Origin of the sequence: Marinobacterium jannaschii DSM 6295, from assembly GCF_000620085.1 — a bacterium.
In the GTDB taxonomy this organism is placed as follows: Bacteria; Pseudomonadota; Gammaproteobacteria; order Pseudomonadales; family Balneatricaceae; genus Pontibacterium; species Pontibacterium jannaschii.
Genome location: NZ_JHVJ01000019.1, coordinates 47,990 through 62,558, shown reverse-complemented (window position 1 = coordinate 62,558; position 14,569 = coordinate 47,990). Strand labels below are relative to the sequence as shown.

Sequence of the window (14,569 nt, the reverse complement as noted above, 5' to 3'; positions counted from 1 at the left end):
GTTAACGGCGCGGGGGGCGAGAGCTTTAAGGTTTTTTTCCGGGTTTTTACCCGGCCTCGGTGCTGATTTCCAACGCCTGTTCGATCTGCGGCAGGTTGGCGCTGATCCATTCAGGGCGGATCGGTCCCCAGCTTTCCAGCACATAGAAGCCTGCGTTGTGGCGGCCGCCTTCAATTTGCTGAAAGTGCAGTGAAATGCCGATATCAGACATATCTTTCAGGGTGTCCTGAATTGTACGGCGCGGCATGCCGGTCAGTTTCTGCAAAGAGGTGGCACTGTGCTCTTCCTGAGTGACCAGCCAGCCCAGATAGAGTTTGCGGTAGAACGCCCGTTGTTGTTTGGTTACTTCCATGGTCACTTCCTATAAGGGTGATAGCAAAAAGCCCCGAGCGTGAGCAACGGGGCTTTCTAAATGGGACGGCTGATTACCACATCAGGTCGTCAGGAATCTGGTAATCCGCGTACGGATCGTCCTCTTCCGGCGCTTCTTCCGGCGTTATACGGATAACCGCCTTGGGATCGACCATCTCGATACGCTCTGCGATCACATCCGGGATCAGGTCAAAGCTTTCTCCCACCGGGGCGATGGCGATATGGCCGCGGGCCAGCTGGTTTAGCTGATCGTCGGTAACGTAGATCTTCTTGATCTTCCGATCGACGACGAAGTTGTAGGCGGTTTCTGCCTTGGCAGGGATCTCAATACGGTTCTGCTGAATCCACTGCTTAATCTGAGCAAGACGTGATTTCTGCTCTTTTTCCGCTTCGCGCTGACGGTTCAGCTCACGATCCTTCTCCAGCTTTTCGAGCCGGGCTTTTTCCAGCGCCTGTTTACGCTCATCTTCCATCTGCTGACCCGCTTTACGGGCAGTCTTGGCTTTTTTGGCGCTTTGACGCTGTTGTTCGGCGGCCTTGTTGGCGCGCTTTTTATCCGTCAGGCCTGCTTTTAAAAGTTGGTCTTTCAGTGAACCTGCCATTGTCCTTCACTCAGGGTAGATCGAAAAACGGCACTATAACATAACTGGATCACAACTAGGGCAGGGGCAGTATAAGCAAGGGGAACTGAAGTGCTACGCAAGTTCAGGCGTAGCCGTGCAGTCGCAGCGCCTCGGCAGTAAACATCGCCAGTAAGCCGCTGAGGAATACTGCATCCAGCAAGCCTCCGCCGCCGATCAGGATGGTTTCGTGATTACGTGCCTTGAGTTGGTTCAGCTGTGGCAGGTGCATCAGGTCGCCCCCGATCAGAGTGCCCAGTACCGCCGCGATATAGGCCTGAACCAGGTAGTCGGGACTGTCGATCAGCAGTACGCCCAGGGCCGAGCAGAATACCGCTCCGAAGATATAAACAACGAAGCCGCGCCGTCGCTCAACCCGGGTCAGGGGGTAAACCACCAGGGTGACGCACAGTGTCAGCAGCAGCGTCGGGAGTATGGCTACCGGATAGCTGTGAATCAGATAGATTACGAAGCCCAGCGGAACCAGCGCACCACCCAGGTTGATCCCCAGCCGCAGTTGCCCTTCATCATGGAAATCGAGAGAAAACAACTGGATACTCAACAGGCTGCCGAGTGTGGCAAAGAGCATGGCGATGGCAATATCCTGTTGGCTGAGCTGAAGTTTGGCGAGGACACTCTGGATCGCCCCGAGGTGGAAGAAAATCAGAAACAGTAATAGGGTAAGGGCGTGATTCAGGTATCGGCTCATAAGGCTTCCTTTGCAGTGACCTGAATGCAGTATAGTTGAGCCGGTCGGGAGTCGGTTGCGGTCCCGCCTGAATCTGCCGCCGCGGTCTGATGCCGCAGAATTGAATTTAAGCCATGCCAGGGCCGCGCCGTGGCATGGACAGACAGAGACACCAGGGAACAGGTATGAGAGTCAGCAGAGGTTTTGTCGCGGTATTTTGTGGCCTGATGGCGCTTAACAGCCATGCCGCCGATGACTGCCTGAAAGCCTATAACGCGGCGAAATATGAGGACGCCGCGACCCACTGTAAGGTTGCCGCCGCGGCGGGTGATGCTGAAGCGATGTTTCGTATGGCCAGTCTCTATGCTGTAGGCAATGGTGTGCCGCAGAAGCCTGAGATGGCCGTTGCCTGGCTGAAAGAGGCCTACAGGCGTTCGCATGAAGAGGCCGGCTATAACCTCGCGGTGGCGATGCTTCAGGGGATCGGTACCGAGCAGGACAAACTGGAAGCCCGTCTCCTGCTGACCCGTCTGGCTTCCGACGGCTATGCCAGGGCGCAACGGGAACTGGGATTGCTGTTTCTGGACGGGGTTGCCGGTGATAAGGATGAGGAAACTGCCCGCTCGCTGTTTCAGGCGGCGTCGGAGCAGGGGGACATAGCGGCCAAATGGCATCTGGCAGACTATCTGTTACAGCGTGACGGCGCCACGCCGGAGGCGATGGACTGGCTGCGTTCGGCGGCCGGGGCGGGGGATCTGAATGCCCAGCTACAGCTTGGCTCGCTGTCTGAAGCTGATCAGCCGGAAAAGGCCGAACACTGGTATCGACAGGCGGTACGTCAGGGGTCCGGTGTAGGCATGTACCGGCTGGCTTTCTTGCTGACTCACGGTCCGGACTCCCAGCGTAATCTTAAGCTGGCAGACAGTCTGGCTCGTGAGGCTGTGCGCCGGCATGTTGAGTCGTCAGAAACGCTGTTTAGCCAGATTCAGCAGAAAAAACAGCAACAGCTGCAGGCGGCGAAACGGGCCGTGGAAAAAGCCGAACAGGCTGCTGACCTTAATACCGCTAGCCCCGCAAAGCCGCTGCCGGCTGAGCGTTTACAGGCGAAAACAGCGTTGCCGTCAGCCCCGTCGTCACAGGCCCGGACTGCTACAGTAGAGGCTGCCCGTAGCAGCGCAGATCGTGGCGTCGATCAGACATCCTGCGGCGAGCGGCAGTATGGGCGGGAGAAGGATGCCTGCTGGTGGCAGCAGCGCAGCCGTAAGCACTATACCCTGCAGCTGGGGGCATATCGATCCGGCACCGGCCTGGGCAAGTTTATCCGCGCCAGCGGACTGGTGGATGGACTGTCGGTGACGGTTCACTGTGCCGGTGGTCGCAACCTGAAGATCCTCACCTATGGCCTCTATGCCAGTGAAGAGTCCGCAATGATGGCGCGACAGGCTCTGCCTGCATCGGTCCAGCGGGCCAGGCCCTGGCTGCGTACCATTGCAGGTCTGCAAAAGGCAGTTCCCTGTGAGGACAAGCTCGCAGCCCGCTAAATCAGGGCGTTTGACTGTAATTGCTTTGTCCCGGCCTCTGGCAGCGGTATCCTTGTGTCATTACTCAGATGCCACAGAGATACCGGATGAGCGAAAACACCCACCCGTTTGAGACCCTGACACCCGATTTTGTGATGGATGCCGTTGAAGCCCATGGCTTCTGGTGTGACGGTCGTACGTTCCCGCTGAACAGCTACGAGAACCGGGTTTACCAGATCGGCATCGAAGAGCAGCAACCGGTCATTGCCAAGTTTTATCGTCCGGCGCGCTGGAGCAATGAACAGATCCTTGAAGAGCATCAGTTCTGTTTTGAGCTGCAGGAACAGGAACTGCCGGTCGTTGCGCCGCTGATTCACAATGGCGAAAGCCTGTTCGAGCATCAGGGGTTCCGGTTTGCACTGTTTCCGCGTAAGGGCGGTCATGCTCCGGAGTTGGATAACCCCGATAATCTCTTCCTGCTGGGACGCCTGATGGGGCGGATTCACCTCGCCGGTGCCGCCAGTGAGTTTAAACATCGCCCGCGTATCGACGTACAGAGTTTCGGCTATAACAGTGTGCAGCTGATCAGCGAGCACTTCATCCCGATGGGACTAAAGACCGCCTACGATACCCTGACCCGCGACCTGCTGGCGGCGATTGAAGCGCGTATAGCGGAAGCGGGCGATATTCGTTATATCCGTGTTCATGGCGACTGCCATATTGGCAATATGCTCTGGCGCGATGAGATGGCTCACTTTGTCGACTTTGACGATACCCGTATGGCTCCGGCAATTCAGGATCTGTGGATGCTGCTCTCCGGTGACCGGGCGGAACAGACCTCCCAGCTGTCTGAGATTGTCGATGGCTACAACGAGTTCGGGGACTTCAGGTTGCGTGAGTTGCAGCTGATCGAGCCACTGCGCACCCTGCGCATGCTGAACTACGCCGCCTGGATCGCCCGCCGCTGGGAAGACCCGGCATTTCCGATGGCATTCCCCTGGTTTAATACCGAACGCTACTGGAGCGAGCATATCCTCGAATTGCGCGAGCAGCTGTCGGCCCTGCAGGAGCCGCCCCTGGCCCTGATGTAGTCAGGGCAGCGTCAGGGCAGGGGTGCCCCTGTCTGGCGCAGCCTGTAAACCATTACGCAGCCGGCCAGTAGCAGTATCACCAGCACCGCTTTCAACAGCAGTCCCGGTAGCAGCATCAGGGACACCGTCGCTGAGACCAGCATCGACAGGATAGCGATCCTGACCGCCGGGGCCGGAATGCGGCGATGCTGCTCCCAGCTGCCGATTATGCCGCCAAGCAGTACTGAGCCTCGCATCCTGCGGTAGAAAGCAGGAGAGGAGCGGGCGAAGCACCAGGCTGCCAGCAGAACGAAGCAGGTGGTAGGCAGCAAGGGAACAAAAGCACCGATCAGGCCGAATACCAGCGAGAGCGCCCCCGTCAGTTGATAGATGATCTTCATAACGACCTCCTGCACAGGCGGCGCAGTCTTTGCTGCGCCGAATGCTTGTCAGTTACAGCGCTGAAAGGGCCTGCCTGATACCCGCACCATAGGCCGGATCAGCCTGTTCGCAATGTCGGATATGGCGCTGCTGAATCTCCTCGCTGGCCGCACTGAGCGATCGCGCCGTGTTATCAAACAGTGCCTGCTGTTGTGCTGCGGTCATCAACCGGAACAGATCACCGGCCTGTGAAAAGTAGTCATTGTCCTCGCGGTGATCCCAGTGTCCGGCGGCACCCGTAACCGCTAGAGCGGGTTCTGCAAATTCCGCCTGCTGTTGCCACTCTCCCTGGCTGTTGGGTTCATAGCCGATGCTGCTGCCAAAGTTACCATCGGTTCGCATTGCGCCATCGCGGTGGTAACTATGCACCGGGCAACGGGGGGCGTTCACCGGGATCTGGTGGTGATTGACGCCCAGCCGGTAGCGCTGGGCATCGCCATAGGCAAACAGCCGGCCCTGCAGCATCTTATCGGGTGAGAAGCCGATGCCGGGCACCACGTTGGCCGGATTAAAGGCCGATTGCTCAACTTCGGCAAAGAAGTTTTCCGGGTTACGGTTCAGTTCCATTATGCCCACTTCAATCAGCGGGTAATCGGCCTGCGGCCATACCTTAGTCAGGTCGAACGGATTGAAGGCACTGCTGTTAGCCTGCTCCTCGGTCATTACCTGGATACAGAGCCGCCAGGCGGGGTATTCCTGCCGCTCGATTGCCTCATACAGGTCGCGCTGGTGGCTTTCGCGATCCTGACCGATCAGTGTTTCGGCCTCTGCATCGCTGAGGTTTTTGATGCCCTGCATCGATTTGAAGTGAAACTTCACCCAGCTGCGTTCGCCAGCCGTGTTGATCAGGCTGAAGGTGTGGCTGCCGAAACCATGCATATGACGGTAGCTGGCGGGGATGCCCCGGTCACTCATCACAATCGTGATCTGGTGCAGCGCTTCCGGCAGCGAGGTCCAGAAATCCCAGTTATTCTGTGCGCTGCGCATATTGGTGCGCGGGTCGCGCTTGACCGCATGATTGAGGTCGGGAAATTTAAGCGGGTCCCTGAGGAAAAACACCGGGGTATTGTTGCCGACCAGATCCCAGTTGCCTTCATCGGTGTAGAATTTTACTGCAAAGCCCCGGATATCCCGCTCTGCATCAGCCGCGCCCCGTTCGCCCGCTACTGTGGTGAAACGGGCGAACAGTTCGGTTTGCTTGCCGACTTCCGCGAAAATGGCCGCCCGGGTGTAACGGCTGATATCCCGGGTGACGGTAAAGCGGCCGTAGGCACCCGAACCTTTGGCGTGCATCCTTCGTTCGGGAATGACCTCGCGGTCGAAGTGGGCCAGTTTTTCCAGAAACCAGACATCCTGCAGCAGTTGCGGCCCGCGTGGGCCGGCTGTCATCACATTCTGGTTGTCAGCGACGGGGCAGCCAGCCGCGGTGGTGAGTTTCTTAGTCATGATGCTCTCCGGTACTTGAGGTGACCGTCTCAGCCTAGGAAAAACTTTCTGATTGTTGAAATTAATTAAAAGTATAGAGTCGATAGCTATAGTGTTTGAGGTTCGGCGGGACAGGATATTTCTCCCTGCAATACTGGTGTTGATCGCCTGAATGGGATAACTTTACTGGCTGTTTATACAGTAAAATTATCCGGTTCCTGATTCAGCATGATTCTTTATATCGCCGAAAAACCCAGCCTGGGCCGCGCTATCGCGGACGTCCTGCCTAAGCCTCACAAAAAGGAGGAGGGAGCGATCCGTGCCGCCAACGGCGATGTGGTGACCTGGTGTATCGGACACCTGTTGGAACAGGCCGAGCCGGATGCTTACGACCCGGCTTTTAAGCAATGGAAGCTGGAGCATCTGCCGATTGAGCCGGAGCAATGGCAGTTGGCGCCGAAGCCCAAGACCCGCTCCCAGCTGAGTGTGATCCGCAAGCTGGTAAAGGAAGCCGATCAGCTGGTGCATGCCGGAGACCCGGATCGGGAAGGGCAGCTGCTGGTAGACGAAGTGATCGATTACCTCAAAGTCTCCCAGACCAAGAAACGCAGCATGAAGCGCTGCCTGATCAGCGACCTGAACCCCAGTGCGGTCAAACGGGCGATCAGCCGCCTGAGGGAGAACAGCGAATTTATCCCCTTGGCCGTATCCGCCCTGGCCCGCAGCCGGGCCGATTGGCTCTATGGCATCAATATGACCCGCGCCTATACCATTCAGGGGCGAAAGGTTGGCTACAACGGTGTGCTCTCGGTTGGCCGGGTTCAGACCCCGGTGCTGGGGCTGGTGGTACGGCGCGATCTGGAGATCGAACGTTTTGTGCCCAAGCCCTACTACGAAGTCTTTGCCCATCTGAAAACCGCTGAGGGTGGCTATTTCAAGGCCAAATGGCAGCCCAGTGAAGCCTGCGCCAAATGGCAGGATGAGGAGGGGCGGGTGCTTTCCCGACCGCTGGCCGAAAATGTCGTGGCCCGCATCAGTGGTCAGCAGGGTCTGGTGAAAAAGCTGGAGAAAAAGCGCAAGCGACAGGCCCCGCCGCTGCCTTACAACCTCTCCTCATTGCAGATTGATGCGGCGAAGCGTTTTGGTATGAGTGCCAAACAGGTGCTGGACAGCTGTCAGGCACTGTATGAGAAGCATAAGCTGATCACCTATCCGCGCTCTGACAGTCGCTATCTGCCGCAGGAGCACTTCGCCCAGGGGCCAAAAGTCTGTGCGGCGATCGGCAAAAGCTGTGGCAAGCTTCAGGAGGCGGTGGCCGGGGCGGATACCTCATTGCGCTCCAAGGCCTGGAATGACAAGAAAGTCGATGCCCACCACGCCATTATCCCCACCGAGAAAGCCTCTGATACCGGCCGCCTTGGCCGGGCCGAGCAGCAGCTCTATGAGCTGATCGCCCGTCAGTACCTGTGCCAGTTTTATCTCCACTTTGAGTTCGATGAAACCCGGGTGCAGGTGGAGATCGAAGGTGGCTTGTTTGCCGCCTCAGCGCGCCAGATCGTAATCGCGGGCTGGAAGACGCTGTTTGGCAAGGATGAGGGCGATGATGATGTGATGCTGCTGCCGCCGATGCAGGAGGGCGAGGCAGTGCTCTGCGAGCGGGGCGAGCTGCTCGATAAGATGACCCAGCCGCCGAAGCCCTTTACCGATGCCACCCTGCTGTCGGCCATGACCGGTATTGCCCGTTTTGTCGAGGATAAGGAGATCCGCAAGATCCTTAAGGAGACGGACGGGCTGGGGACTGAGGCCACCCGTGCCGGTATTATCGAGCTGCTGTTTAAGCGCACCTTCCTGCGCCGGGAAGGCAAGGCGATTCGGGCAACCGAGGCGGGCAGGGGGCTGATCGCTGCCCTGCCTGAGATGGCTTCGCGGCCGGATATGACGGCACGCTGGGAATCGATGCTGGATGATATCTGCCAGCGCAGTGGGAGCTATGGTGGTTTTATGACGCCCCTGAGTGCCCAGCTGCACAGCCTGATCGAGCAGGCCGCCGCTTCATTGCCGACCTCGCTGCAGGGGGTGAAGTCGGCCGCGCCGGCGTATAAAAAACGCCGTGGCGGCTCGGCTAAGGGGGCTAAAGGCGGGGCTAATAGTGGCACCGGCAGGCGTAAAACCGGGTCGACAACCTCAGGCAGAGGTTCAAGAAAGAAAACCGCTTAGGTTTCTCTTTCAGGTGAATGGGGTGTTCGTCTGTGCCCTGTGTCTGTCCCGAGGCCGGGATGAGCGTGCGCATCACCACATAATGAGGAATCTGGCACCGCTATTAGTAACAGCCAGATCAGTCTTCAGATTCCAGCGCTTCCATCAGCTGCTCGACGACCTTGGTCGGTAGGCGGCGCAGTACCAGGGTCTTTGACTCCGGATCAAACTCGATATCCTTGCCCGATTCCTTGGTACCCAGCGACTTTTTGGTGAAATCCAGCTGCCAGCTGTCAGACTTGGCCTTTACCTTGGAGAAGCGGTTGATGGTGCTGGTGTGGGGCTTGAACTCGTGGCTGACGTTATAAGGGCCCTGATTGGCAAAGCTGCCAAAGGTGCCGCCTTTGGTTTCCGCCTGCTCCGGTGGGATATAGACGTCGAACAGGCGCTCTATATCGCCCAGGTTGGCGGTTTGCTTTTCAGTGCGCTGGCGCTCCATGTAGTTCACGACATCCTCCACCACCTGCTCTTTCTTCTCCGCCAGATCGTTGTAGTTACAGAAGTCACGCGCAGCGCGGATCAGTTCGCCGGTGGATTTCTTCGACGGCGTGACATCGGTGCAGCCAAAAGCATTGGTGAAGTAATGGGTAACATCTCCTTTCTCCTTGCTGCCGACGAAACTCAGATAACTGTCCTTGCCAGCCTTGTAGGTGGAGATATTGATCCGTGCCGCCTGATGTAACTGCTCCAGGTTAACCTCCATCACCTCAGTCGGCAGCAAGTCCTCATTGAGGGCAATACTGCTACGGTCCCTTACCAGCGCGACCAGCAGGAAGTCATAGCGATCGCTGCTGTAGTTGGCGAAGATCATATAGCCGCCGGTTGCCGTGCGGGCGGATGGCGATCCCATGGCGGCGGCCAGCTGGCTGAGGCCGGTATCCACCAGAGCCTGAAAATCATCCTTACTGTTGGCGCTGTTCACAAAGCCCTCAAACGCCGAGATGAAGGGGTAGCCGTCGGTGTTCTCGTTGTTGAACGAGCCATGGGTCAGTGCGGAGCGGCGATCAAATGCAGAGAGCAGGGCATCGAACAGCTGGTTCGCCATCGCCGAATGGATATCAACAGCGCCACCCTTATCGCTGATATGGACTTCACTGTCTTCGGATTCTTTGGTGAGTTCGCGAATAACCAGATGATTTAGCTGCATTTCTGTTCCTGAATGGCCTGACACACGGAGGAGGAATTTTAGCCTATTTCTGTCCCGGGTGGCAGGCGTTCGTCGCTGAACAGAGACAATTGCGTTGTGGCGAATTGGTAACTGCAGCGGCAGTGTCTATGCTGAAAATATTGCTTAACCAGGGAGGAGGCTGATGATGGACGCCTCGATTGAATTCTATTTGGTATTGTTGCTTTCCGGTCTGCTGGTATCGATGTTGTTGTGGCGTCTGGAAGCGGTTAGCCGATCCTGCCGGCGCTATTTATTGGAGCTATTGCTGTTCCGTGGCCTGTGCCGGGATCACTTTCATATATTTGAGCAGGTACCGGTGGCGACCGAACGGGGCGTGACGGTGCTTAGCTATGTGCTGGTCAGCCGGTTCGGCGTGATTGTCATCGAAATTGACGATAGCCACGCAGCCGAGGGCAAGCGGATCGATGGGTTTGCCTGCCATCGTCGACATTTCCAGCAACAGCGTATCAAGGGGGCTCTGGCACGGGAGCTGGAGGCCGAACTTCCTCTGATTAAAGGGCTGCTGCTGTGCTCTGAGTCTAAGCCCGGGTCGGATTCGCTCTGCTTTAGCAGTGTGATTGGTCTTTATCGCTGGCTGTTGCAGAACCACCCTCAGACCCTGCGGATCAAAGAGCGGCTGCAAATCGTGTCCAGATTGCAGCGGATGAAACGTTACCTGCCCGCACTGGTGGCGATGTCTGATTCGGTTAGAAATAAAGTAGTGCCGGTAAAGGTCGTGGATATCGAACTGGCCCGGGTGCAGAGGCGGCGTGGTTTACGTTCAGGCTGGCAGAAGCGCCAGCTGCGGGGCTCGGGGCACAAGATTTAGCCCAATCAAAGAAGGTTGGTACACCGCCGGATATCGATAAGGGGAATGACAGTGATCGCTGAGTACTGTCTACCCGGCGGGTACCGGAATACGCAATAAGCTATGTTAGCAAAACTTCGCTTGCGAAGGTCACAATTGTACAGATAGTAGTCGGTCTGGCGAAGCAGAAATCTGCCTTATATTGTGATTTCTTTCTGTATAATGCCGCTTTTTAACGGAGGCGGCATGGCACTTAAACCCACTATCTACAAAGTCGAACTGGATCTGGTTGATACCGACCGTCATATCTACGAAAACCTGAAACTGACCGTAGCACTGCATCCCTCTGAAAATTTCGAGCGTATGATGGTGCGGTTACTTGCCTATGCGATGAACTACCATCGGGATCTGGAATTCACCCGTGGCCTGTCGGCGACAGAGGAAGCGGATATCTGGCAACAATCGCCGGATGGCTCAATCGAGCATTGGATTGAAGTGGGGCAGGCCAGCCCGGACCGGATACGTAAAGCAGTCAGTCGAGCACCGAAAATCAGCCTCTACGCCTATGGCAGCGAAGCGGATATCTGGTGGCAGAAACATCAGAACGCCTTTGCCGGGCTGCCAAAGGTGGCTGTGTGGAAGCTGGATTGGCAGCAGGTGCAGCAGTTACCTGAGTTCGAGTCACGAACCATGGTTATGACACTGACCATCACAGATGGTGAACTTTATCTTTCCAGTGATAAGGCGCAGCTGAGCCTCACTGCAGAAGCTCTGCAGTCAGCCTAAAAATCTTTTACCCGGCCACGCATCGACTTGGTTTTACCGTGCTTGGTTTTACTGTCCATCCGCTTGCGCTGTGAGCTTTTGGTTGGCTTGGTCGGGCGGCGCTTTTTCTGCGTCACGGTAACGCTTTGTAGTAATTCCCTCAGGCGCTGCAGGGCGTCTTCGCGGTTTTTCTCCTGTGTGCGGTAGCTCTGGGCTTTAATGACGATAACACCCTCGCTGCTGATGCGTTGATCAGACAGCTTCAGCAGCCGCTCCTTATAGATATCCGGCAATGATGAAGCCAGGATATCGAAGCGGAGATGGATCGCCGTGGAGACCTTATTGACGTTCTGGCCGCCACTGCCCTGGGCACGAATGGCGTTGAGTTCTATTTCACTGTCATCAAGCGTGACATTAGCGGAGATTCTTAACATCCCGCTATTGTAATGATTCCCGCGCCAGATCGGAAATCAGTCGAAGTTCAGCTCATCATCAATCAGGTCGCGCAGGCGACGTTCCTCCTGCATCATCTCGATACGCCGGCGCATGGCGGGGTCGCTTTGCTTGCGGCTGTAGATCACCGACTCCTCCTTCATCTCCTCTTCATATCGGCCATCCCAGCTCCAGTCTTCAGGGTCATTCAGCGACGATGATTGTTTTTGCTTTTCGCTCATCACAAAACCTCCTGCGTTTCTCTGTGGTGCCTGAAGGAGGGACTGGCAGCGCCGTGCGTCCAAACATCCATGCATACACCTGAAATGAGGTTGGCAGGCTATTGCCAACCGATATGAACTGACTATCCAAGTCTCTAAATTAAAGTTCTGTCGAGCTGGCGTTCAAGTGAGAAAAATTCAATCGGAAGGCGAAAAAAAGAGCGGGCGCCAGGAGCCCGCATAAAAGGAATGGGTGATAAATAAAGCACCGTATGATCATCGCCAAATGCGATCGATCGTTTGTTGCTGAGCACAAAAAGACAAGCCTCCCAGTCTCTGAGACCGGCTGCAGCCTGAACCGATATCTCCTGTATGGGCTTCTAATGCAGCCTTCGGGATCTGAAAAAGCTGATCGCACGCCGGAACACATTTTTTGCCGTGAACAAAAAATACCGGATGCAAGAGCCAAAACAGCCTTGTCTCCTTTTAAGCAACTCGCTAGCCGCTGTTCAGGAAACCTGTGATAGCGTCTTTGCTATTGAATGGCATTCATTCATCTTGTTAAAGGCAATAGCCGTGCCAGTATACTAAGGGCGCTGCAGCTACGCGGGATGGCTGTTTCAGGCGCGGTCTTCGCACTATTTTCGGGACAAAAACCGGCAAGATAACTATCAATGGTTGTAAAGAAAGTTACCGCCTGAATGGGGAGAGGCAGGTTAGCGCGCTTTGATCTGGTTACTATTGCGGTTTCCAGATCGTCGGGGGGGCATTATGATATCGCCTTCGCTTCGTGGCCCATAACAAATATAACTATGAATACAGACCGATGCTCTGGCCCTGTTTGGCTAACACGCCTGATGACCATCATGATGCTGGCGTTGATCGCTGTGCCGGCGCAGGCGGGCAAACAACTCATATCTCTGGGCACCGGGGGGGTGACCGGCGTTTACTATCCGGCGGGCGGTGCCATCTGTCGTCTCGTCAACCTGACAAGAAAGTCGCATGGAATCCGCTGTGCTGTAGAAAGTACCGGTGGTTCATACAGCAATATTCAGCGGGTTGAAGCTGGCGAACTGGATCTGGGTATTGCCGAAGCAGGATTCCTTTATCGCAGAGTGCAGGCCGGTGGTTCCCGCCAGGACAGTCGTTTGCGCAGCCTGTTCTCGCTCTACACCGAATATTTCACCATTCTTGCCCGTGCCGACAGTTCGATTCAGAACTTCGAGGATATAGAAGGCAAGAAAGTCAGTATCGGTGCACCCGGATCGGCCCAGCGCCTGATGTTCGATCTGTTGCTCGCGGTCAATGATAAGCGTGCTGAGGGGCTGGTGACGCCGGTAGAACTGGAAGCCGCCCGGCAGGCTAAGGCATTATGCAGCGGTCAGATTGACGTGATGTTGTATACCGTCGGGCACCCTTCAGGAGCCGCACGGGAAGCCACGCGGGATTGTTCCAGTCATCTGATATCACTGCGGGGGGCAGCGGCGCAGAAGCTGGTGCAGGACAACCCCTGGCTCTACTGGGCGGAGATCCCGGGTGGAACCTATCCCGGCAATCCGCACTCCACACGGACTCTGGGCCTGCGCGCAACCCTCTTTGCTTCAGATCAGTTATCTGAACAACAGGCCTATACACTGGTGAAAGCGGTATTCCAACAGATAGAACAACTGCGGCAGATGCACCCGGCCTTTAGCGGACTGCAGCCATCAACGATGGCGCAGGGGCCTTTTCCGGCCCCCCTGCATCCGGGTGCAAAGCGTTACTTTACTGAAGCCGGTCTGTTGCCCGGTCCTGAGAATCAGATCTACAGCGGTGAATGATTATCGCTGGTTGTTATAGGGTTAAGTGAGATGAACCTGACCGAATTTCCCCGCCCGGTACTGGGCATCGCCGCACACAGCGGCACCGGTAAAACCACACTGCTGGAAAAGGTAATCCCATTGCTGCGTGAACGCGGCCTGCGCCTGGCTGTGGTGAAACATGCCCATCACGGCTTCGACGTCGACAAACCGGGTAAAGACAGTCACCGCCTGCGCACGGCAGGTGCCAACCAGATGCTGATCGCCTCCAGCCGGCGCTGGGCCTTGATGCACGAGAACGAAGTCGAAGCTGAGCCGAAACTGGAAGATATGCTCAGCCAGCTCGACCTCGACAACCTCGACCTGGTGCTGGTGGAGGGGTTCAAAAAATACCCGGTACCGAAACTGGCCCTGCGTCGCGAAGGCTACGACGGAGACCTGATCGAACTGGACCGCAGCGACCTGGTGGCCGTTGCGACCGACAGTGACAGCCTGCAACTGCCGGAAGGACTGGTACGACTGGATATCAACAGCCCGGAAGCCGTTGCCGACTGGATTATCGGCTACGCCGGTAGAGGTTGAGCGTAGTTCAGGCTTAATTTTTGAATAATTTCGAATTCGCTGTTGCGCTTACCAAACAATATGTTAGGATACGCGCCTCTTCTGAAGGGCAACATGAAAAGCCCAGTTGAAGACGAGTGGTGAGGTGTCCGAGTGGCCGAAGGAGCACGCCTGGAAAGTGTGTATACCGCAAGGTATCGAGGGTTCGAATCCCTCCCTCACCGCCATCCAAATTCAGAAACCCCGCATAGTAATATGCGGGGTTTCGTCGTTTCAGAACCCTACGAAATTTTTGTGAGGGAGGGTGAGAACCCTCGCGGTTCGAGCCGAGCGAAGCGAGACAACAGCGGAGCCTGCGACGCTGGCCCCGAAGGGGCGAAGTAATCCCTCCCTCACCGCCATCCAAATTCAGAAACCCCGCAT

General features: G+C 56.4%; 15 protein-coding genes, 1 tRNA gene and 1 other RNA gene. 9 read left to right on the top strand and 8 right to left on the bottom strand.

Translation table 11 applies throughout. The features are described from left to right. Positions 1–46: 46 nt before the first annotated feature. The 3 genes from Q354_RS0111430 to Q354_RS27395 form a co-directional block, all read right to left on the bottom strand. Complete coding sequence (locus tag Q354_RS0111430; RefSeq protein ID WP_036229530.1) at positions 47–352, bottom strand: helix-turn-helix domain-containing protein; 306 nt, start codon at positions 350–352, stop codon at positions 47–49. Positions 353–425: 73 nt separating this feature from the next. After that, on the bottom strand, positions 426–974 hold the full coding sequence (locus Q354_RS0111425) for a DUF2058 domain-containing protein (RefSeq protein WP_027857714.1): 549 nt from the start codon (positions 972–974) through the stop codon (positions 426–428). Between the two features lie 103 nt (positions 975–1,077). After that, positions 1,078–1,701 carry a DUF1614 domain-containing protein gene (locus Q354_RS27395; protein ID WP_051560074.1) on the bottom strand — a complete coding sequence of 208 codons (624 nt, stop codon included), beginning with the start codon at positions 1,699–1,701 and terminating at the stop codon, positions 1,078–1,080. A gap of 164 nt (positions 1,702–1,865) precedes the next feature. On the opposite strand from Q354_RS27395, the gene Q354_RS0111415 reads away from it, so the two are divergent. Both Q354_RS0111415 and Q354_RS0111410 read left to right on the top strand, forming a co-directional pair. Then, a complete protein-coding gene (locus Q354_RS0111415; protein WP_169828880.1) occupies positions 1,866–3,221 on the top strand; it encodes an SEL1-like repeat protein in 1,356 nt (451 codons plus the stop codon). Positions 3,222–3,307: 86 nt separating this feature from the next. Continuing rightward, positions 3,308–4,291 carry a serine/threonine protein kinase gene (locus Q354_RS0111410; RefSeq protein ID WP_027857712.1) on the top strand — a complete coding sequence of 328 codons (984 nt, stop codon included), beginning with the start codon at positions 3,308–3,310 and terminating at the stop codon, positions 4,289–4,291. A gap of 11 nt (positions 4,292–4,302) precedes the next feature. Here the strand turns inward: Q354_RS0111410 and Q354_RS0111405 are convergent, their stop codons facing one another. Both Q354_RS0111405 and Q354_RS0111400 read right to left on the bottom strand, forming a co-directional pair. Then, positions 4,303–4,671, bottom strand: a complete 369-nt coding sequence (locus Q354_RS0111405) for a YbaN family protein (protein WP_027857711.1) — start codon at positions 4,669–4,671, stop codon at positions 4,303–4,305. 52 nt (positions 4,672–4,723) lie between these two features. Then, entirely contained in the window at positions 4,724–6,157 is a 1,434-nt protein-coding gene (locus Q354_RS0111400) for a catalase (RefSeq protein ID WP_027857710.1), read from the bottom strand. Positions 6,158–6,364: 207 nt separating this feature from the next. Here Q354_RS0111400 and Q354_RS0111395 point away from each other — a divergent pair, with 207 nt between their 5' ends. After that, on the top strand, positions 6,365–8,353 hold the full coding sequence (locus tag Q354_RS0111395; RefSeq protein ID WP_027857709.1) for a DNA topoisomerase III: 1,989 nt from the start codon (positions 6,365–6,367) through the stop codon (positions 8,351–8,353). A gap of 118 nt (positions 8,354–8,471) precedes the next feature. Here the strand turns inward: Q354_RS0111395 and Q354_RS0111390 are convergent, their stop codons facing one another. Next, a complete protein-coding gene (locus Q354_RS0111390) occupies positions 8,472–9,539 on the bottom strand; it encodes a nucleoid-associated protein (RefSeq protein ID WP_027857708.1) in 1,068 nt (355 codons plus the stop codon). A gap of 163 nt (positions 9,540–9,702) precedes the next feature. On the opposite strand from Q354_RS0111390, the gene Q354_RS0111385 reads away from it, so the two are divergent. After that, the gene (locus Q354_RS0111385) at positions 9,703–10,389 is read left to right on the top strand and encodes a hypothetical protein (RefSeq protein ID WP_156948299.1); all 687 of its coding nucleotides are present in this window, start codon (positions 9,703–9,705) and stop codon (positions 10,387–10,389) included. 225 nt (positions 10,390–10,614) lie between these two features. Beyond that, entirely contained in the window at positions 10,615–11,154 is a 540-nt protein-coding gene (locus Q354_RS0111380; protein ID WP_027857706.1) for a YaeQ family protein, read from the top strand. On the opposite strand, the gene arfB is transcribed toward Q354_RS0111380, so the two are convergent. Together arfB and Q354_RS0111370 are read right to left on the bottom strand one after the other, a co-directional pair. Continuing rightward, positions 11,151–11,567, bottom strand: coding sequence for an alternative ribosome rescue aminoacyl-tRNA hydrolase ArfB (arfB, locus tag Q354_RS0111375; RefSeq protein ID WP_027857705.1), 417 nt, complete (start codon positions 11,565–11,567; stop codon positions 11,151–11,153). The genes Q354_RS0111380 and arfB overlap by 4 nt on opposite strands. A 36-nt stretch (positions 11,568–11,603) precedes the next feature. Continuing rightward, positions 11,604–11,807, bottom strand: a complete 204-nt coding sequence (locus Q354_RS0111370) for a PA3496 family putative envelope integrity protein (protein WP_027857704.1) — start codon at positions 11,805–11,807, stop codon at positions 11,604–11,606. Between the two features lie 845 nt (positions 11,808–12,652). Here Q354_RS0111370 and Q354_RS25505 point away from each other — a divergent pair. The 4 genes from Q354_RS25505 (at position 12,653) to Q354_RS27885 (ending at position 14,547) form a co-directional block, all read left to right on the top strand. Further along, a complete protein-coding gene (locus tag Q354_RS25505) occupies positions 12,653–13,606 on the top strand; it encodes a TAXI family TRAP transporter solute-binding subunit (protein WP_211252245.1) in 954 nt (317 codons plus the stop codon). 30 nt (positions 13,607–13,636) lie between these two features. Then, positions 13,637–14,167 carry a molybdopterin-guanine dinucleotide biosynthesis protein B gene (mobB, locus tag Q354_RS0111360; protein WP_084332564.1) on the top strand — a complete coding sequence of 177 codons (531 nt, stop codon included), beginning with the start codon at positions 13,637–13,639 and terminating at the stop codon, positions 14,165–14,167. A 118-nt stretch (positions 14,168–14,285) separates the two neighbouring features. Continuing rightward, positions 14,286–14,373, top strand: a tRNA-Ser gene (locus tag Q354_RS0111355). Positions 14,374–14,430: 57 nt separating this feature from the next. Next, positions 14,431–14,547, top strand: a non-coding RNA gene (locus Q354_RS27885) — RtT sRNA. Positions 14,548–14,569 lie beyond the last annotated feature (22 nt).

Excerpts from the sequence above, each read along its gene's own strand:
- Q354_RS0111430 (WP_036229530.1), bottom strand. The coding sequence starts at position 352 with ATGGAAGTAACCAAACAACAACGGGCGTTCTACCGCAAACTCTATCTG.
- Q354_RS0111425 (WP_027857714.1), bottom strand. The coding sequence starts at position 974 with ATGGCAGGTTCACTGAAAGACCAACTTTTAAAAGCAGGCCTGACGGAT.
- Q354_RS27395 (WP_051560074.1), bottom strand. The coding sequence starts at position 1,701 with ATGAGCCGATACCTGAATCACGCCCTTACCCTATTACTGTTTCTGATT.
- Q354_RS0111415 (WP_169828880.1), top strand. The coding sequence starts at position 1,866 with ATGAGAGTCAGCAGAGGTTTTGTCGCGGTATTTTGTGGCCTGATGGCG.
- Q354_RS0111410 (WP_027857712.1), top strand. The coding sequence starts at position 3,308 with ATGAGCGAAAACACCCACCCGTTTGAGACCCTGACACCCGATTTTGTG.
- Q354_RS0111405 (WP_027857711.1), bottom strand. The coding sequence starts at position 4,671 with ATGAAGATCATCTATCAACTGACGGGGGCGCTCTCGCTGGTATTCGGC.
- Q354_RS0111400 (WP_027857710.1), bottom strand. The coding sequence starts at position 6,157 with ATGACTAAGAAACTCACCACCGCGGCTGGCTGCCCCGTCGCTGACAAC.
- Q354_RS0111395 (WP_027857709.1), top strand. The coding sequence starts at position 6,365 with ATGATTCTTTATATCGCCGAAAAACCCAGCCTGGGCCGCGCTATCGCG.
- Q354_RS0111390 (WP_027857708.1), bottom strand. The coding sequence starts at position 9,539 with ATGCAGCTAAATCATCTGGTTATTCGCGAACTCACCAAAGAATCCGAA.
- Q354_RS0111385 (WP_156948299.1), top strand. The coding sequence starts at position 9,703 with ATGATGGACGCCTCGATTGAATTCTATTTGGTATTGTTGCTTTCCGGT.
- Q354_RS0111380 (WP_027857706.1), top strand. The coding sequence starts at position 10,615 with ATGGCACTTAAACCCACTATCTACAAAGTCGAACTGGATCTGGTTGAT.
- arfB (WP_027857705.1), bottom strand. The coding sequence starts at position 11,567 with ATGTTAAGAATCTCCGCTAATGTCACGCTTGATGACAGTGAAATAGAA.
- Q354_RS0111370 (WP_027857704.1), bottom strand. The coding sequence starts at position 11,807 with ATGAGCGAAAAGCAAAAACAATCATCGTCGCTGAATGACCCTGAAGAC.
- Q354_RS25505 (WP_211252245.1), top strand. The coding sequence starts at position 12,653 with ATGATGCTGGCGTTGATCGCTGTGCCGGCGCAGGCGGGCAAACAACTC.
- mobB (WP_084332564.1), top strand. The coding sequence starts at position 13,637 with ATGAACCTGACCGAATTTCCCCGCCCGGTACTGGGCATCGCCGCACAC.